Annotated in this window: 17 protein-coding genes and 1 pseudogene; 6 read left to right on the top strand and 12 right to left on the bottom strand. The window is 63.7% G+C overall.

Annotated elements, in window-relative coordinates; all coding sequences use genetic code 11:
- Positions 1-403 (bottom strand): annotated as a pseudogene (locus tag SPHV1_RS25525) (hypothetical protein); the annotation flags it as partial.
- Between SPHV1_RS25525 and SPHV1_RS25135 the strand changes: the two are divergent.
- Entirely contained in the window at positions 402-542 is a 141-nt protein-coding gene (locus SPHV1_RS25135; RefSeq protein ID WP_156367400.1) for a hypothetical protein, read from the top strand. The pseudogene SPHV1_RS25525 and the gene SPHV1_RS25135 overlap by 2 nt on opposite strands.
- 13 nt (positions 543-555) lie before the next feature.
- On the opposite strand, the gene SPHV1_RS19475 is transcribed toward SPHV1_RS25135, so the two are convergent.
- Positions 556-1350 carry a sugar transferase gene (locus SPHV1_RS19475; protein WP_054947671.1) on the bottom strand — a complete coding sequence of 265 codons (795 nt, stop codon included), beginning with the start codon at positions 1348-1350 and terminating at the stop codon, positions 556-558.
- A 303-nt stretch (positions 1351-1653) separates the two neighbouring features.
- Here SPHV1_RS19475 and SPHV1_RS19480 point away from each other — a divergent pair, with 303 nt between their 5' ends.
- The gene (locus SPHV1_RS19480) at positions 1654-2259 is read left to right on the top strand and encodes a polysaccharide biosynthesis/export family protein (protein WP_054947672.1); all 606 of its coding nucleotides are present in this window, start codon (positions 1654-1656) and stop codon (positions 2257-2259) included.
- 299 nt (positions 2260-2558) lie between these two features.
- A complete protein-coding gene (locus tag SPHV1_RS19485) occupies positions 2559-3224 on the top strand; it encodes a response regulator transcription factor (RefSeq protein ID WP_054947673.1) in 666 nt (221 codons plus the stop codon).
- Positions 3225-3390: 166 nt separating this feature from the next.
- Here the strand turns inward: SPHV1_RS19485 and SPHV1_RS19490 are convergent, their stop codons facing one another.
- The 4 genes from SPHV1_RS19490 to SPHV1_RS19505 form a co-directional block, all read right to left on the bottom strand.
- Positions 3391-4620: a cell wall hydrolase gene (locus tag SPHV1_RS19490; protein ID WP_231634764.1), complete on the bottom strand. Its 1230-nt coding sequence runs from the start codon at positions 4618-4620 to the stop codon at positions 3391-3393.
- Positions 4621-4863: 243 nt separating this feature from the next.
- Positions 4864-6300, bottom strand: coding sequence for a hypothetical protein (locus SPHV1_RS19495; RefSeq protein WP_054947674.1), 1437 nt, complete (start codon positions 6298-6300; stop codon positions 4864-4866).
- 283 nt (positions 6301-6583) lie between these two features.
- Entirely contained in the window at positions 6584-8800 is a 2217-nt protein-coding gene (gene katG, locus SPHV1_RS19500) for a catalase/peroxidase HPI (protein ID WP_054947675.1), read from the bottom strand.
- 248 nt (positions 8801-9048) lie between these two features.
- Entirely contained in the window at positions 9049-9924 is an 876-nt protein-coding gene (locus SPHV1_RS19505; RefSeq protein ID WP_054947676.1) for a helix-turn-helix domain-containing protein, read from the bottom strand.
- Between the two features lie 185 nt (positions 9925-10109).
- Between SPHV1_RS19505 and SPHV1_RS25140 the strand changes: the two genes are divergently transcribed.
- The 3 genes from SPHV1_RS25140 to SPHV1_RS19515 all read left to right on the top strand — a co-directional run bounded on the left by SPHV1_RS25140 (position 10110) and on the right by SPHV1_RS19515 (position 12175).
- Positions 10110-10286 (top strand): hypothetical protein, encoded by a 177-nt coding sequence (locus SPHV1_RS25140; protein ID WP_156367401.1) that lies wholly within the window; start codon positions 10110-10112, stop codon positions 10284-10286.
- Positions 10276-10914 (top strand): isochorismatase family protein, encoded by a 639-nt coding sequence (locus SPHV1_RS19510; protein WP_054947677.1) that lies wholly within the window; start codon positions 10276-10278, stop codon positions 10912-10914. Before SPHV1_RS25140 ends, SPHV1_RS19510 begins: the two co-directional genes overlap by 11 nt.
- A gap of 283 nt (positions 10915-11197) precedes the next feature.
- Positions 11198-12175, top strand: coding sequence for a bile acid:sodium symporter family protein (locus tag SPHV1_RS19515; RefSeq protein ID WP_054947678.1), 978 nt, complete (start codon positions 11198-11200; stop codon positions 12173-12175).
- Here SPHV1_RS19515 and SPHV1_RS19520 read toward each other — a convergent pair.
- The 6 genes from SPHV1_RS19520 to SPHV1_RS19545 form a co-directional block, all read right to left on the bottom strand.
- Positions 12172-13080, bottom strand: a complete 909-nt coding sequence (locus tag SPHV1_RS19520) for an FAD:protein FMN transferase (RefSeq protein WP_231634765.1) — start codon at positions 13078-13080, stop codon at positions 12172-12174. The genes SPHV1_RS19515 and SPHV1_RS19520 overlap by 4 nt on opposite strands.
- 98 nt (positions 13081-13178) lie before the next feature.
- Entirely contained in the window at positions 13179-14012 is an 834-nt protein-coding gene (locus tag SPHV1_RS19525; protein WP_054947680.1) for a DUF4198 domain-containing protein, read from the bottom strand.
- Positions 14013-14025: 13 nt separating this feature from the next.
- Positions 14026-14529 carry a DUF2271 domain-containing protein gene (locus SPHV1_RS19530; protein ID WP_054947681.1) on the bottom strand — a complete coding sequence of 168 codons (504 nt, stop codon included), beginning with the start codon at positions 14527-14529 and terminating at the stop codon, positions 14026-14028.
- Positions 14530-14536: 7 nt separating this feature from the next.
- The gene (locus SPHV1_RS19535) at positions 14537-15244 is read right to left on the bottom strand and encodes a PepSY-associated TM helix domain-containing protein (RefSeq protein WP_231634766.1); all 708 of its coding nucleotides are present in this window, start codon (positions 15242-15244) and stop codon (positions 14537-14539) included.
- 3 nt (positions 15245-15247) lie between these two features.
- Positions 15248-16057, bottom strand: coding sequence for an energy transducer TonB (locus tag SPHV1_RS25880; RefSeq protein WP_054947682.1), 810 nt, complete (start codon positions 16055-16057; stop codon positions 15248-15250).
- A gap of 56 nt (positions 16058-16113) precedes the next feature.
- A complete protein-coding gene (locus SPHV1_RS19545) occupies positions 16114-18321 on the bottom strand; it encodes a TonB-dependent siderophore receptor (protein ID WP_054947683.1) in 2208 nt (735 codons plus the stop codon).
- Between the last annotated feature and the right edge of the window lie 47 nt (positions 18322-18368).

An 18368-nucleotide genomic window follows, 5' to 3' on the forward strand; every position in this document is an offset into this window, starting at 1 on the left:
GGGGGGGTGGGGGGGGGGCCCCCCCAACACCGCCGCCCGCCTGCGCCGAGGCGACACGCGGCATGGCGAAAAGGGCGAGGAAAATGGCGCCGCGCGCTGCCAGCGAGGGCCTGCTGCGGTTGCCCTGCGGCATGCCCACGTAGATCACGTGCTGGACCAGCCTTTCGCGCTGCTCTCCCTTGGAGAAAGCGAGGCGCAGGATCAGCGGGGCAATTTCCAGCAGGTCGACGGTTCGAGACGTCGAAATAGGGGTGCGATTCGTCGCGAAACCCGTGGATTTGCGAAACTCCTTCCCCCTTTGTGCGTTGAATCCGTGCTTGATAGCCGGAATGATTAAGATTGGCTGGATCAAGTTGCCCAAAAGGAGTAGAGCGCGACGTGTGATGGATAGCGTATTTGCCATGAATGAACTGCCCACGGAGAAGCGCTCAGTTGCGCGTGAGCCGTCTCGAGGTCCTGGCCGCAGCTTCGCGCGCGGCCTCGTTCTGGCAGTGCCCGCAGCCATTGCCCTGTGGGCGCTGGTGTTCTGGCTGATCACCTGATTTCGTCCCCCCATTACCAGGCTCCCTTGCGCGCCAGAACGGCGGGAACCGTTGCGAGCAGGATCCGCAAATCGAGCTTGAAAGATTTGCGCCGGGCGTAGAGGCGATCGGTCGCCACGCGCCGGCGATAGGACACTTCGCTGCGTCCGGTGACCTGCCACAGGCCGGTCAGGCCGGGCTTCGAGGTCAGGTAGCACGAAGCATGGCGTCCGTAGTGATGCAGTTCGTCGAAGACGATCGGCCGGGGGCCGACAAGCGTCATCGATCCCATCAGCACGTTGAACAGTTGCGGTAGCTCATCGAGGCTGGTGCGGCGCAGGAAGTCGCCCAGCGGCGTGACGCGCGGGTCCTCGGTAAGCTTGTGCATCGCTTCCCACTCGCGCCGCATCTTCGGATTCTTCGCCAGCAGCACGACAAGCCGCTCCTGCGCGTCGCAGTACATCGAACGCAGTTTGTAACACTTGAAGGGCTGGCCGTTCTTGCCAACCCGCTGGTGGGCGAAGATCGGCGGGCCGGGGTCGTTTATCAGGATGACCGCGATCAATACAACGAATACGGGAAGCAGCAGGATGATAAGGGCGAGGGCGCAGACGATGTCGCGGATCCGGCAAAGGCCGAAGTGTGGAGGGTCCCCGCTTTGCGTGGCGATGATCCTGGCGGCGCGAACTGCACTGTCGGCAGCTGCGGGAGTGCTGCGCACCGTCTCGAGTCGCGGTTTCGAGATCAGGGCCGCCTCGGCCGCGCTGGACGATGCCACGGCAATACAGGAGCCATATGCTTGATCCCCCTCGCTCCCTTTGCGTGACATGTCTTTGCTAGATGTGTGCATCTCTCGATCTATTCGACCAGTAATCCCTGCCACCCATCTGCGTTCAAGAATAAGCGCAGATCGCACTCTGACGATTTCCCAGATTAGGGTGCTGCACAACCGGGCATCCGGTGTAGCGCTTTTCTACCCAATGAGGCTAAAGCGGTCGTCCGGGAGATGTTCCCGTTCGCTCTAAATGGTCGTTTCGGGCCGTTTAATTGGCGGTTACGATAGCCATACGCGAGACACGACAAGTGATTCCGCGTCCCCGTTCGTTGCATTTCGGGATTGAGGAGATCGTTGATGCGCCCCCAGGATCGCAGACTTGGCAAAAGGCCCCACCTGCTTCTTTCGGGAATCGTTCTGGGCACCATGCTCGTGGCGGCGCCGGCCCAGGCGGGCCTGCCGCTCACGTCGGCGCAGGAAGCGAATGCCGGGCTCATATCCGGCTATCAGGTTTCGACCGGCGACAAGCTGCGTATTACGGTGTTCGATGAGCCTACACTCACCGGCGACTATGAGGTGGGCGACGATGGCGCCGTGGCCTTTCCGCTCATCGACCCTGTCGATGTCAACGGGCTGACCACAAGTGAACTGGCCAATGCGATTTCCAACCGGTTGCAGAAAGGGGGCTATGTCCTCGTTCCCAAGGTAGCCGTCGAAGTGACCGAGCACCGGCCCTTCTACATCCTCGGCGAAGTGGCCAAGCCGGGCGAATATCCCTATAGCGGGGAACTTACGCTCAATCAGGCGGTAGCGAAGGCGGGAGGCTTTACGGCGCGCGCCAACAAGCGCGTGATCAAGCTTCAGCGCCAGAGCGCGAAAGTCGCCACGCGAATCAAGCTGGACGGAACGCCGCTGAAGATTGCACCGGGAGACACCATCATCATCCAGGAATCGTTCTTCTGATCACAAGTACCCGTTAACCGGGGGTTGCAAACTGATCCAAATCTGGACTCGTTTACTCTTCGTTCGGGTATACCCAGAAAGAGTTATATCGGCGTTAAACTCATGTAAAGGCGTCCTTTTGATTGGGGAATCTGACGCGCCTGTCCCATAATACGACTAAGCATGTTAGCTGATAGTTGATTCCTATATCAGGTTGCCGCATCGTCTCAGCATAAGAGAAATGGAGTCGCGCTTCCGATCGGTCCGGCATTCTGCTGGGCCGTGGTAATGCCCTGCGGGGTCAATCGGGGGGACTGCACATGTACAGGGACGTCTGTTTAGTAAGTGAATGCGAAATAACCAGGGAAGGCCTGGGTAATATCCTGAAGTCGGAGGGCTTCAACATCATCGGTTCCTACGGGGCCATAAAGGACCTCGAGAAGCAGGATTTCGGAGCCGAGTTCTTTTTCGTTCTCGATGGAATTGCCGCAGACGACCAGTCTGATGCGGTGCAGAAGTTGAAGGCGCGGTTCGATACCGTTCCCGTCGTCATCCTGTCGGAGCGATTCGACTTCAATACGATGCTGGAATGCTTCCAGTCCGGTGCACAGGGGTATATTGTGCGCTCGATGAAGGCATTGCCGCTGATGACATCCTTGCGGCTCGCCGCCATGGGTGAACGCGTACTGCCGCCCGACCTTGTCGATGTGTTCGAGCAGCAGACATTCACGCCGATCCTGCGTACTGCGGAAAAGCCGGACGAGGAAGTCAACCGGGCGCGTCTTTCGCCGCGCGAACTCGATGTTCTGTGCTGCCTGATGGCAGGCTATTCGAACAAGGTCATCGCTCGCGAACTCATGGTTTGCGAAGCGACGGTGAAGGTCCATGTGAAGGCCATCCTTCGCAAGCTCAACGTCCACAACCGGACGCAGGCTGCGATCTGGGCCAGCTCGCGCGGGCTGTCCGACATGGAACTGCATGCCTGAGGACAGGTGCCGGGCGCGTCTTGGGCGGCCCGTCACCGGCTCTTGAACAGGCGGGCCATACCCGGCCCGCCTTTTCCTGTTCAGGGCAGGCGTATAGTCGTGAGAAGGCGCGCCGGGCTGCAGGATATCTCGATTATTGCGAAAAAGCCTTGGACAGCGCCGGTGTTCAGCGGTTGCGCATGAGCTGATCGAGCGACTTTCGATCCTTCGGCAGGCACTGATCCTCACTGGGCCTGGCAGTTCGGTCGCAATCCCACAGGATCACTTCCATTCCCGACGCGCGATCGCGCACGAAGAGAAACAGCGGTCGCTCCATCTGCGCCGGCACGAGGTTCGTGTTGCGGCTCAGTTCGAGGCCTTGCCCGTATCCCATGACCGTGCAGGCCGGCTTTTTCAGGCATTGGCTCAGGGCGGTTACGGCCCAGGGGCCACTCGGCGAGTTCGGGTCAAGCCCGATCAACTGGGCCTGGCTGACGCCGACGGGGATGACCGGGGCGCTCGCTGCCGCATCGAGCGTAGCCATTTGCGGAGCGAGAAGCGCGGTGGCTTCACCCTGCGTTTCCGGCCGTGGCCGGCCTTGCGCCAGTTCGGCTTCATTCGCCTCGGCGCCCGCATTCCGGTTTCGGGCGAGATGGCCCTGGCCGCCCGGCCAGCGGTAGAAGATATGGGCACCGATCTGGCTGACCTGCTGCAGGGCGCCGCTCCACCAGGGCGAGACGTAGTCCGCATGGTAGTGTGTGGCCTGGCCAACGGTATCGTCGACCGAGCCGGTCAGGGCTTTTTCCGCCAGCTTCTGGGCCAGTGACCATTGCTGCGCCGACGGGAAGCGGCGCTGCATCGATCCGTCGCAGGTGAACGTGAATTGGCATCCGGTGGTGCGTTCGCTGCCTTCGAACACGACGCCGCATACGGAGCTGGGAAAGGTGGGATGGCGGACGCGGTTGAGCACGACCTGCATCACCGACCTTTGTCCCTCTGGATCGTTTCCGGCCTCGTACCAGGCAGCGGCGGCAAGGCAATTGACCGCACGTTCGCGGTCGTCGGTCGTTCCCTTGTAGAAGAACGGCGCCGCGCTGCGGGGCTTGGCATAAGTCACGGTCAGCATAGCCGGTTGTTGCGGCATGTGGTCCCAGTCTGCCACGGTCGGCGCGGCTTGGACCATCTTTACGGGCCTGGCCGATGCCGGGGCAACGGTATCGCCGAGCCGCGGTATCGCCTCGTGGCGCGCCGGTGCCGGGCTGGCGCTGTGGGCGAGCATCATCACCATCACGAAAACGGGAACGACCCCCGCGACCGCATACTTCGTTTCGCGGTCGACGAGCATCTGCTTCACGTGTTTGGCCGGCGTTGCCGCCATGCGCGAACGGGCGAGACCTGGGGGGGCGGTGAACTTCACGGGAGGGAGGATGCGGTTGATCGGATTGGCTTGCCAGCGAGCTTTTGGAGTAGGCAGCGGAGCGTTCGAAGTAGTGGGCGATAAGTGCCGCAGGACTGGGGATAGTTCCTTGGGCATGCCCCTTTATTCCGCGTCGCGGGCCTAGCTCGTGAAGCAGGTCTTGGCCGGATTCGGTAGCCTCTACGCGAAAGGGGTACGGGCACCGGCCGCCGTTAAGCCAATACGGTCGGCCCGAACGAAAGCCTATGACTTCAGAAGCTTCTGTGCGGCCGTACAGAGCAGCTTTTCGTCGTTCGGCACTTCGCCGAGCAGCGCGATGGTGCCGTCGGGCATGCGGCGAGCGATCACCAGTGCAAACTCCTCGCCTTCCGGTGTAATCGCTTGGGCGGGCACTGCGGGAAGCGCCCGTAGCTTGCTTTCGATCTTTTCCAGTTTCGACTGGCGTGGGGCCCCGACCTTGCGCTTGCGCGCGCGTTCCGTCTTGACGATCCCCTTGAGCCCGCCCTCGTAGGCGAGCAGGTAATCGACGAAGCCGCCGGCCGTCACGCCCTTGCGCCGGCCATGAGCCAGTGCCGTTGCATATTCGGCGAGGCGCGAGCGGTCGTAATGGCTGCCGAATACCAGCTTGACGATCGGCGTCATCGGCGCGCGTGCCTGCATCGTCAGGCCCGCTTCCATCACCATGCGCTCCAGCCTGTCCGGCGCGTCAAGAGCGTAGAGGGAAAAGTCGTAGGCGGCACCGATCGCCTTGTAGAGCGCGACATGCGAACGTTCTTCGCTCGAACTGGCCGCTTCGACCTGTTGCCGCGCCTCTTCGAGCGACATCAGGAACTCGTCGTAGTTGATCAGCAGGCTTTCGTCTGCCGATGGCGCTTCGAACGTCTCGGTCAGGAGGAGCGGTTCTTCCTCTTGGAGCGTGCCTGAGCCAGCTTCGTCCTTGGTCGGGATCTCGGCACTGATCGGCAGGAGATAGGGCTTCATCGTCGCTTCGGAGGGGCGGGTCGGCTGCGCTTTGGCAATCTGGTCGCGATCCCCGGAGACGCATACGAAAAGCACCGGTGGCTGCTGCGGGGCCTTGGCCAGGCGCGGCATCTCTTCCGGATTGAACTCCTGCTCGAGCAGGAGTTCGCCGAGCTCCTCGGCCTGTTCGAGCGGCTGCATGGGCTGGTCGAGATTAAACATGACGTCGACCAGAAATGTCCCGCGCTCGCGCCCGAGAAAGGGCAGGGCCAGTCCCCGACATTCCCTCGTCATGCCATTGCTGTCCGTCACGCATTCCCTGAACTCCGTCGCATCGGCTTCTTCGACAGCCTGCTGCGAAATACGATGCAGCAGCACGACTATCGGGTTCTCGATCGGGAGGTTCGGCCAGGGATCGCCGGAGATCTCCGCCAATTGTGGCGCCAGATCTTCGCCAAGATAGGAGATCGTCGGCAAGGTGATTTCCGGATCCCATGCCACCTGCACGCAGTTGGGCGTGAACAGGCGGGTTTCCTCGATCGCGCTGTGTGCGATCGAGGGCAACTCGTCATCTTCGCGAAGGGCCTCCCAGCGGGCGTAGGCCAACGCGGCTACCTTGTTGAACCGTTCCCCGGCACCTTCGTCCTGACCATCCATCATTGCCTCCTCGTCGAGCGGCCCCTGCGCTCGCCAGTCTGACAGTTCAGAAGGATAGACCATGCAAATGACCCTCGGCGCCGGGAGACTGTCGCACTGGTAGGATTCGTACTCCCCCGATGCCGCTATGGTCTCATTGTGATCACAAGGGCACAAGTAAGCCCTCGGGCTTACTCCAAAGGGCGAAGAATCGGGCTTTGGGAACCCAGGAATAGCGGTCGTCCTGGCTTGCTCAGCCGGTTGTCGGGGCCAGGTAATTGGTTCGAGATCTTGCTTTGGATCCAAGCTCGGCGGCGGCAGGAGGGAATACCGCCGCCGCCTTGCCCGGTCGCGACCCGCAGAGCGCCTAGAACCGATCGTTGTTCATCACCTTGGTCCACGCTGCGACGAAGTGGTTCACGAACATCTCTCGGGCATCGTCGGCGGCATAGGCCTCGGCGACGGCTCGCAGTTCGGAATTCGAACCGAACACGAGGTCTACCGGTGTCGCTGTCCACTTGAGCATGCCGCTGATGCGGTCATGGCCTTCGTAGAGCCCGGGGGATTTCTCGGACTTCGACCACTTCGTCGACATGTCGAGCAGGTTGACGAAGAAATCGTTGGTCAGCTGGCCCGGACGGCTGGTGAAGACGCCGTTGGCCGTGTGACCTGTATTGGCGTCAAGTGCGCGCATGCCGCCGACGAGGACAGTCATTTCCGGCACAGTCAGGTTCAGCATGTCCGCCTTGTCAACGAGCATCTCGGCCGGTGAAAGGCTGCTTTCCGTGCTGTAGTAGTTGCGGAACCCGTCGGCCTTGGGCTTGAGGTATTCGAACGAGGCGACATCGGTCTGCGCCTGGGTCGCATCGACGCGGCCGGGCGTGAACGGCACGATGACGGTGTGGCCGGCCTTTTGTGCCGCCTGTTCGATCGCGGCATTTCCGCCCAGCACGACGAGGTCGGCGAGCGAGACCTGCTTGCCGCCTTTGGCAGAGCGGTTGAAGTCCTTCTGCACGCCCTGAAGCTTCGTCAGGACCGCGGCCAGTTCGGAGGGGTCGTTGACTTCCCAGCCCTTGGCGGGATCGAGCCGCACCCGGGCGCCATTGGCGCCGCCGCGCATGTCGGTGCCGCGGAAGGTCGAGGCCGAGGCCCAGGCCGCCTTGACCAGTTCCCGTCCGCTCAGGCCGGTACCGAGGATCTTGGCCTTGAGCGCCGAAACGTCTGCAGGCTCGATCATGGCATAAGGCGCCTTGGGCAGCGGATCCTGCCAGGTGAAGCTCTCCTTGGGAGATTCTGCGCCGAGGTAGCGCGCGCTGGGGCCCATGTCGCGGTGGGTCAGCTTGAACCACGCCCGGGCAAAGGCCTTGGCAAACAGATCCGGATCTTCGTGGAAGCTCTGGGCGATCTTGCGGAAACCGGGATCTTGTTTCAGCGACAGGTCGGTGGTGAACATGATCGGCGCGTGGCGCACGTCCGGCCTGTGGGCGTCGGGAACCAGGGCCGAGGCACTCTCGTCACTGGGGATCCACTGGATAGCGCCCGCCGGACTGCGCGTCTGTACCCAGTCGAAGCCGAACAGGTTGTCGAGGTACTGGGTGGTGAAGGCTATCGGATTGGCCGACCACGCGCCTTCGAGGCCACTGGTTACGGTGTCCTCGGCATTGCCCTTGCCGCACTTGTTGACCCAGCCGAAGCCCTGCTGTTCGGTGGGGGCACCAGACGGATCCGCGCCGACGCATTCCTCCGGCTTGTGGGCGCCATGGGCCTTGCCGAACGTGTGGCCACCAGCGATCAGCGCAACGGTTTCCTCGTCGTCCATGGCCATGTTGCCGAAGGCGAGCCGGATGTCGGCGGCCGCGGCGATGGGGTCGGGATTGCCGTTCGGGCCTTCCGGGTTCACGTAGATCAGGCCCATCTGGGTGGCCGCCAGCGGCCCCTTGAGACCGCCCTTGCCGTCACGCCGCTTGTCGTCGAGCCATTTCTTCTCCGGGCCCCAGAACACGAGGTCGGGCTCCCAGGCGTCCGCACGGCCGCCGGCGAAGCCGATGGTCTGGAAGCCCATGTTCTCCAGCGCGACGTTGCCGGCCAGCACCATCAGGTCGCCCCAGGAGATCTTGCGTCCGTACTTCCGCTTGATCGGCCAGAGCAGGCGGCGGGCCTTGTCGAGGCTTACATTGTCGGGCCAGGAATTGAGCGGTTCGAAGCGCTGTTCGCCACCGGCCGAACCGCCGCGCCCGTCACCTACTCGGTAGGTGCCGGCACTGTGCCAGGCCATGCGGATGAAGAAGGGGCCGTAATTGCCATAGTCGGCGGGCCACCAGGACTGCGGAGTGGTGAGGGCGGTGTCGATGTCCCTCTTGACCGCGGCCAGATCCAGCGTCGCGAATTCGGCGGCGTAGTCGAAGTTCGTGCCATAGGGATTGGCACCGGCTTCGGTCTGGCGAAGCGCACTCAGGTCAAGCCGGTTGGGCCACCAGTCGCGGTTCGATATGGCCTCTTCTTCGGCCTGGGCTGGTGTGACTGCCATTGCGGGAGCCATGGCGGCCGCCAATATGGCGAGCGCGGAAATCGACGTCTTTCTCATGAGTATCCCCTCCGTTTGCAGACTTTTTCGCTGGGAGGACACCTGGTTATCGAGATGCGGTCAGGCCGGAAAACAGATCAAACTGCTCAGAGTGATCGGATTTTTCGATAGATAAACGAAATCAGTCGGTTATCCGAATGGCGCTTTGTGCGTTATTGCACTTTATTGCAGATTTCGTAGTGCGTCATTGCTGCGCCGCTTGTGGGCGGGCGCAGCAATGTGCTTAAATTTGCGTATTGATGCCGTATTCAGGCTTCGAGGTTTGTCCCGGCGAGTTCCTTGCCAATCGTCTGGGCGCAGGTCCGCAACTTCGGCAGAAGTTCGCGTATGGCGTCGCGCATGTCGATCGTCGTGGCGAAGAAGGCAACGGACAGGCAACCCTTGATTTGCCTGCCGACAAGAAGCGGTACGGCAATCGATGAGGTCTTGCCGGGGTTGAGGGTGAAGCGGTTGTAGCCGCGTGCCGCATAACCGCTGCTGTGCACGGTATCGATCAGCCCCCCTTCGCGCAGGAGCTGAAGCAGATTGTGCGTCTCGTCGTCCCCGAAACGGTCGAGGTTATCGAGAATGGTATCGCGTTCTTCTGCCGGACAGAAAGCGAGGTGGACCAGTCCCGCCGCGCAGTCGAGGAGCGGCATCGTGTAGCCGGGATGATAGTCGTTGTAGGTCAGCGAGGTCAGCGAATGGGTTGAATCGCGCAGGACCATGTTGCTCCCGACATGAGTCGAAAGGGAAATGGGCCAGCCGATCTCATGCGTCAGTTGGGCGATATGCGGCCGTACGGTCCGGACGAGCTCTCCATGGGCCTGGAAACCGTGCGAAAGTGTCTGGACAAGCGCGGTCGGCCGATAATGCTTGCGGCCTTCCTCTCGTTCAAGCAGCCCTTCATGCAACAAGGTCTGCACAATCCGGCAGGCCGTGGGATAGGGAACCCGCGAGGCTTGCGAGATTTCCATCATGTTCAGCGAACCCGCGCGGTTGATCGCCTGGAGGACACTGATTGCGCGGCTGATGGCCCGGATGGGGATGCCGCGACCGCTTGTTGCGTTGTCTTCGGCGTCGTTGGCAGTCTCTGGAATTTCGTACGATCTGCGATTGAGCGGGATAATCGCGGATGAAGCCATGCGCTGATGTTCCGTTTGTTTGCGGTTGGGAGAGGAGAGAGGAGTTCACCAATGCTACAAATCTTACACACTGGTGACAAATTTTTTGACTTCACACCTTTCAGGGTCCGTCGGGAGGCTCGAGGTCGGCTTGAACTGACCCGCCATGCGATCAGGTTTCCTGCCGGTTTGCCGAGGTGCCTCCGATGGACGATGCCCGCGGCCTGCAACCGCTCGTCACGGGTGCGCCGGGTCAGCCGGACGGTCATTTTTCGGTCCATTCCAGCGCGGGCTTGCGTGAGGAGACCGGAGTGCTTCATGATCTCAACGGACTGACCGGCGCGCAGACGCTGCCGGCTCAAGGGGCAAGATATGGCTGCTGAAAAATCCGATCTCGACAACGACTACGCAGGTGCAGGGTTCGGCGGTGGCCTGGAGCCCGGCAAGCGGCCGGCCCTGCTGCTCGTCGACATGGTCAGGGCCTATCTCGATCCGGAATCGCCGCTCTATGCACGGGGTGAGGCAGCGTTGGCGCAGGCGGTGCGCCTGGCCGAAGCCGCGCGCAAGGCCGGGGTGCCGGTAATCCTGACCAATGTCGAATATGTCGATGGCAAGGAAGGCGGGATGTTCTTCCGCAAGGTGCCGGGCCTGCGCAACTTCATGGCCGGCTCACCGCTGGGCGCCTTCCCCGAGGAACTGACGCCGAAGCCGGGCGACCGCGTGCTCACCAAGTTCTATCCTTCTGCATTCTTCGGCACCGCACTGGCGCCGATGCTGGTGGCGGAAGGCATCGATACCCTGCTGATCGGTGGCTATTCGACTTCCGGCTGCGTGAGGGCCAGCGCGCTCGATGCGCTGTGCCACGGGTTCGTGCCGCTCGTCGTTGCCGATGCCTGCGCCGACCGCGATCCGCGCCCGCACGACGGCAACCTGTTCGATATCCGTGCCAAGATCGGTGAGGTCATCGACGCCGAGGCGGCGCTGGACGTCATTCGCGCCACATCGGCCTGAAGCGACTTCCCAACGTCTGGAAAGCTGTTCGGGCGCTGCGCGGCAAGTTGTCGTAACCGCGCCGCTCCAAGCCTGCCGGGACAGCAACCAAACGCAGGTGCAAAAGGTTTGGCACGGGACGTGTCCCGCTCCCATTCTCGGCAGCCGGCCCGCGGTGACGACCGGCAGCTCATCCTGCTTGCCGGTCTCCGCCTGAGCGTGGGCAACCGGACAAAGTTTCAAGAAAAAGTACCGTCGCCTGCCTCAGAATCTCGTGCTAGGCGCGCGCCGGACAGGATATCCGATGAACCGATTGCTCGCCCGCCTCAATATCGACCCCTACCTGCTGCTGCTGGTTTCGACCGTTGCGCTTGCCTCGGTCCTGCCTGCGCGCGGGGTCTTCGCGGACATCGCGGGAGGAGTGGCCGATGCCGGCATCGCGCTGTTGTTCTTCCTGCACGGAGCCAAGCTCTCGCGGCAGGCGATCATGGACGGCGCGCGGGCGTGGAAGCTGCACGTGTCGGTGGCATCGCTCACCTTCGTGCTGTTTCCGCTCATCGGCCTCTCGGTTTCGGCCATTCCCGGGCTGGACCCGGCACTGGCCACCGGCGTGCTGTTCCTGACGCTGCTTCCGTCGACGGTGCAGTCCTCGATCGCCTTCACCGCGATTGCCGGGGGCAATGTCGCTGCGGCGGTCTGCAGTGCCTCTTTCTCCAACCTCGCCGGTATCTTCCTGACGCCGCTGCTGACCGCGCTGCTGATTACGGGCAAGCAGGGCGGTTTCTCGAGCGATCCGGCGATCACAATTGCCGTGCAACTGCTGCTGCCGTTCCTTGCCGGCCATTTCCTGCGCCCTTGGATCGGCGAGTTCGTGGCGCGGCACAAGAAAGTGTTGGGCTACACCGACCGCGGCTCGATCCTGCTGGTGGTCTATACCGCTTTCGGCGCGGCCGTGATCGACGGGCTGTGGAGCCGCGTGACCATTGGCGAACTGGCGCTGATCGCGGGCATATCGATTGCCATCCTCGCCATCGTGCTGCTGGCCGCGAACATGCTCGGGCGGGTGATGCGCTTTTCGCGAGAGGATCTCATCGTCCTCGTCTTCTGCGGTTCGAAGAAGAGCCTTGCGACCGGGGTGCCTTTGGCAGGCGTGTTGTTCACACAGGCGCAGGTCGGCGCGATCATCCTGCCGCTGATGTTCTTTCACCAGATCCAGTTGATGGTCTGCGCCATCCTCGCGCGCCGCTATGCCGCGCAGGTTACCCGCGAGGCCATGGCCTAGTCGAGCATCGCCGCCAGTACGGGGGTGAGTATCTCGGAATCGGCGACAATGCGCGCGGCAATGCCGTAGTGGCAGGCGAAGTCCGCCGCAGCGTCACCCATCACCATCAGCGCGGTGGCGAGCGCGTCGGCGCGCATCGCGGTTTCGGCGAGCACCGTCACGCTTTGGGTTCCATTGCGAAGCGGAGCGCCCGATGCCGGGTCGATCGTATGGCCCAGACGCATGCCGTTCACGTCATGGAACCGGCGCGCGTGGCCGCTGGTCGCGACGGAGAAGCCGCTCAGGGCAATGCGCAAGGGCGCGTGTTCACTGCTGTCGGTTACCTCAAGATCGACCCACCACGGTTGGAAGTCGGGCTTCAGGCCCTGCGCGCGCAATTCGCCGCCAACCTCGACGATGTACGATGATACGCCTGCGGCCGTGATCACTTCGGCGAGCCGGTCGACCCCGTAACCCTTGGCGATGGCGCACAAGTCGAGGGCGATACCGCCCGGTTGACGCAGGCGCGCCGGGCCGGGTTCGAAGTCCAGCCGGGCCCAGCCTTGCCCTGTGGCCAGCATCTTGAGCGCGACTCCGGTTGGCGCCCGTCTGACTTGACTTGCCCCGAAGCCCCATGCCTCGCTCGCCGCGCCGACCGTGGGGTCGAAGGCCCCGCCGGTCATCCGGGCCAGTTCGAGGGCTTCTGCCATGACCGCCGCGAATTCGGGCGGGAGCGCAAGCCATTCCCCCGCATCGGCGCGGTTGAAACGGCTGAGGTGGGATTCCGGCTCCCACTGGCTCATCTGCGCGACGATCCGGTCCAGCGCCGCCTGGCAATCGCGGCGTAGCCTGTCGATCTCCAGGCGGCTGTCGGCCACGAGCCGCACCGACCATGTCGTGGCCATCGATTGCCCGCCGAAGGACACGACTTCTCCCGCGGGCGGGGTCAGCAGTGCGTCGGGCCAGTCGACGGACGGAATGGCGATGCGGATCGCGGTTCTCCTTCAGGGCGCGGGACGCTGGTTCAGGGCGCCATGACTTCCAGCGTCGTCACATAGCCGAGGCCGCGCTCGGTTGCACCGGGGACGCTGGTATTCTTGTCCTTGGTTTCGGCCTCGAGCCAGTACATGCCCGGCTGCGGCCAGGCGAGGCGGACTTCGCCCTTGGCATCGCTGGTCGCCTTCACTTCGACCGGCTGGTTGGCATAGCGGCCACCGCCGAGGATCGCGGTCAGTTCCACGCCGGCAGCAGGCTTGCCGTCGATCAGGAAGCGGAACACGCCTTCCTCGTTCGCGACGAGATCGTTGGGGTGGGTAACCGGCACCATTTCAAGGCCCTTGCCGCTCGGCGTGAAGACCGCATCGGTCGGCGCCCCGAGCGTGACGAAGAACTCGTTGCGCATCACGTTTTCGCGGATCTCGATATCGGTCGCGCCGGCCGGGATCAGCTTTTCGATCTCGTCCGCCTGCGCACCGCGCGGCAGGCGCTGCTGCTCGCCATTCAGCTTGTAGCGGCCGAAGACGCCGCTGCGCATGTTGCCGATCTTCCAGGTGCCCGGCTGGTCCAGGTGCAGGTCGAAGGTGGAGCGGATCTTGCCGCGTGCCGCATTCTCGATCGCGCCGGCGCTGCCGTCCGGCTTTACGACCGTCACGCCGTCGGGGCCGAGCGGGAAGTGGTTGGGATAGAACAGGTCGTTCGAGATCGCCCCATCCACCGTGATCCAGGCGTCTTCGCCGGACAGGATCGTCTCGGAAGGGAGGAACCAGGCCCGGTGCGCCTGGGCCGATCCGGGCAGGACGGCGGCAAGCGAGACGGCAAGCAGGGCGGCGCGTGCGCCAAGACGGCTGCGCATTTTCATGAGTTCAGTCCTTTCAGGGCTTGATGGTGGCGGCAACGCTGCCGAGTTCGGTCTTGCCGCTGGCGCGGGCGGTCGAGGCGCTCTTGCCACCCAGCGTGACCGGAAGCTTCACGACTTCGCGTCCGCCGACTTCGCGCGCGGCCTCGACCACGAGCTGGTAGTTTCCGGCCGGAAGTCCGCGAAGGGCGGCGGCCGGTATCGAGAGCTTCTGCGGCCCCGGCGCACGCGTTGCGCCCGAGACACCGTCGATCGACGCGCTGCGGCCCGCCTTGCGCCACCAGGTGCGCATTTCGTTGAGCCACTTCTTGCCTTCGCCGCCGCGCTTGTCCTTGTCGTACCAGACGGAAAGCGTGCGGACCTTGCCGCCTTCGCCTTCCAGCCAGACCGCGACGTAGGGGCGGTGGTATTCAGCGACCGAGAGGCGCGGGATGGTGATGTCTACGGTCATCGTCTCGGCCATTGCCGGGCTGGCGATGGTCGCGGCGCCGGTCAGGGCGAAAAGCGAAGTCTTGCGCATGATGTCCTCAGTGAATGAAGAAAAGGGCGAGCAGGAAGGGCACCAAGAAGCCGAGGCCGGTAAGCGGCCAGGTGGCCGGGCGGTTGCGGCCATGGAGCCAGAGCAGCACGAAGCCGGTTCCGATGAAGACCATTGCCGACAGCACGAAGACGTCGATGAACAGGCGCCATGCCTTGCCGGTGTCGCGGCCCTTGTGCAGGTCGTTGAGGTAGGAGATCCAGCCGCGGTCGGAGCTCTCCCAGGTGACGTCGCCGGTGGTGCGATCGATCGCGACCCAGGCATCGCCGCCGGGACGCGGCATGGCGAGATAGACCTCGTCCTCGCTCAGTTCGGCAGGAGCCGTGGATATGGTCATGCCGGTCTGGCCGGACAGCTCGGTTCGCAGGTCGCGGGGAAGCGGGGCCTTGCCCTCGGTGGCGAGGCCGGAAAGGCTTTCGCGCAGTTCGGCCGGAAGGTTTGCCGATCCCTCGACGACCTGCGGTTGGGAACTGATGTCGGCGGCGTGGTTGAGGGTGAACCCGGTGATCACGAAGAGCATCAGGCCGACGAGCGATACGGCCGAGCTGATCCAGTGCCAGGTGTGCAGGTGGCGCAGCCAGAAGCCGCGGGTCAGTTTCTTGCGCGGACGGGCCGTGCCGCCAGACCGGCCGGACGGGGCGGCATTGGCGCCGACGCGCAGGGTGGTAGTCGTATCGGGCATGGCGGCCTCGTTCATGGATCAGTTCAGGTGGAAGCCGACGGGCACGAGCACCCATGCGGCAACCGGCTTGCCGGCCTGCTTGGCCGGAACGAAGCGCCACTTGCGCACGGTCTGGATCGCGGCCTGGTCGAGCCGGTCGAAGCCGCTGGACTCGTTGATCTCGATGTCGCCGGCACGGCCTTCGGGCGTGACCAGGACCTTGAGCATCACCGTGCCCTGCTCCCGCGCGCGGCGGGCGGCGTAGGGGTAGCTGGGGCCGGGGTTGTTGAGCTGGGCGGCGGAAAAATCGGGAGGGGTCACCGGGGCTGGCGGTGCGGGCGCGGCCTTGGGCGCGGGCGGGGCATCGACCTTGACGGCAACTGCGCTCTGGACCGGGGCGGCATCGATGACGAGCGTGGACCTGGAAGGCAGCTCGATCATCGGCTTCACCGCTGTCGGCTGCGGATCCTGGACCAGCGGTTGCGGCTCGGCCTCGGGTTGCGGTGCCGGTTCCGGCGGGGGCGCCGGCGGCGAGACGGTAAACACCGTAAGGTGCTTTTGCCGGACTTGCGGAACCTTCACCACGCCCAAGCCGAGCAGGGCGGCAATGGCCAGGACATGGATCGCAGCGACGACTGCAAAGGCCCGATAATTGAAGCCGCCCGGTGCGTAGCGCGCACCGGGCGGTTCGAGGGTCTGGATTGTTTCTGGTTCGACGGCTGTCCGAACGGATGGGGAGGCCCGGAGCCAGATCGTTTCGTCCGTTTGGCCGCGCCCGTCCGGGCAGGTCGCGCCCTTCGCCTGCCCCGACGCGATCGGGTCAAGGGTATCGGTGATGGATAGTTCCATGGTCGTCCTCAACATGCGATTTCGGGGGGCAGGGAAGGAGCGTCGTCAGGTCGGCCTCAGTAGCTCGCGCTGAGCGTGATGAGGGCCTGGCGACCGGCGGATGGCACCGCGAAGTGCGGGTTGCGCAGCTTCGTGACGTAGCGCTTGTCGGTCAGGTTGCGCAGGTTCAGCTTGACCGAGAAGTTCTCGTTGAAGCGGAAACCGGCATTGGCATCGAAGCGCCAGTAGCCGTCCGCCTCGATGAGGTTGGCCGTGTCGGCATAGCGCTTGGAGGCGTGATAGGCGCCGCCGCCGATGCTGAACCGGTCGGTCACGTCGACGCTCGAAGTAAGCGCGACATTGTGCTTGGGCGTGTTGGGCAGGGCGTTGCCGTCGCTTGCGCTGCCGTCACGCAGTTCGCTGTCGGTGTAGCTGTATCCGGCGAGCAGCGAGACCGGCCCAATGCGTCCCGAAGCGCCGACTTCGAAGCCCTTGATGCGGGCCTTGTTGGCGATGATCGCCTGATCGCCGGTTCCCGGATCAAGATCGCGGATATTGCTGCGGTCGATCTGGAAAGCGGCTGCCGTCAGGCTGAGCGCACCGCCGAAAAGATCGGCCTTGGCACCCACTTCCCAGTTTTCCATGGTTTGCGGTTCGTAATTGGCATTGGTGCCGCTTACGGCATTCGCACCTTCGCCGACGTCCGCGCCCGGGGGCGTGGCCGAGTCCGCATAGGAGAAGTAGATGCTGGCGTTTTCAACCGGCTTGAAGACAACGCCGCCCTGCCAGGTCCAGAAGTCGGTCTTCTTGTCGACCGAGTAGGGCACGCCGCGGCTTGAGCCGCTGGCCCGGATGTTGAAGCTGGTCCAGCGCACGCCGCCGTTGAGCAGCAGCTGCGGGATGATGGTGACCGTGTCGAAAGCGTAGAAGCTGTAGTCTTCCGCGCGGGTCAGGACACCGCTGCCGGAATTGAGGGCAATCGTCCCGGTCCACGGATCCGACGGATTGGGATTGTCGAGCGTGGTGCAGTTGTAGTCCGCCAGCGAGGCGCAGGTGCTGTCGCCGGTATCGACCGAGTAGGAGTAGCGGTCGGTGTCGGAAGCCGACATCTCGAAGCCCACCGCAATGCTATGCTCGATGCCGGCCGTTTTGAACTGGCCTGCCAGGTTCAGGTTGTTGACGAGGCTCTGGTTGAGTGAGTTGCGGCTCTTGACCCCGCGCCAGACGATGCCGTCGGCGACGTTGCCCTTGCTGTCGTCCGGGTTGGTGACGATGTAGTTGTTGCGCGCGCGCGACCAGCGGGCGGTGTTCGACAGGACCCAGCCGCGGCCGAAGTCGTGCTGGAACTGGAAGGTCACCGAGTCGACCTTGGTCTTCTGGAAGTCGCGGTCGGTCAGGCCGTAGAAGTTGTCGAAATCGGTATCAGCCACGCGGCGCGAGCCTGCGGGCAGCACGTCATCGAGTTGGCCGCGCGAGGTCAGCGGGATGCCGTAGTCCGGCATGTCGTCGGTCTCGTAGTGGTAGTACGAGAGCGTCGCGGTGGTTTCCGTGCCGATCCCCCAGGTAACGGAGGGAGCGATGCCCCAGCGCTTGTTGAATACCGCGTCGCGCCCGGCGACATCGGCATCGTGCCACAGGCCGTTGATGCGCACGGCAAGCTTGTCCGCGACCTTCTGGTTGACGTCTACGGTCACGCGCTTGAAGTCGTCGGTGCCTACGGTCACGTCGGCATTGGCGAAGTTGCCGTCCCGCGGAAGCTTGGAAACGATGTTGATCGCGCCGCCGGCCGAGCCGCGGCCGCCGAATGCACCGGTCGAGCCCTTGAAGACTTCGATCCGCTCGACCGCGAAGGTTTCGCGGGTCTGCGAACCGATGTCGCGGGCGCCGTCGACATATGTGTCCGAGGTCGCGTCAACGCCGCGGATCAGCGGAATGTCGGCGCTGGCGGTGCCGCCTTCGCCGGCGCCCAGCGTAATGCCGGGAACGGTGCGCAGGGCATCGGCGAGTTCGAACGACGCGGTGTCCTTGAGCACGTCGGTGGTGATGACGTTGACGGTACGCGGGGTGTCGATCAGCGGAGCCGTCGCCTTGGGGCTCTGAACGTGATCGGCGCCGTAATCCACTGCAATGGCGCTTTCGGTGACGGATACGCCTTGCAGACGAACCGGCTGGTCCTTGGCCTCTTGAGCCGTGGCCTGAACCGGTGCTGTCGCAATGAAACCAACGCAGCTCAGAGCGACGAAGCTGGCGGCCGCCTGGCCGCCAGTAATGCGGGTACGCGTCATATAACTCCCCTGTTGAATCTCGACAGGGGCTATTGCGAGTCAGTCGC

Source organism: Novosphingobium sp. KN65.2, assembly GCF_001368935.1.
GTDB classification, from domain to species: domain Bacteria; phylum Pseudomonadota; class Alphaproteobacteria; order Sphingomonadales; family Sphingomonadaceae; genus Novosphingobium; species Novosphingobium mathurense.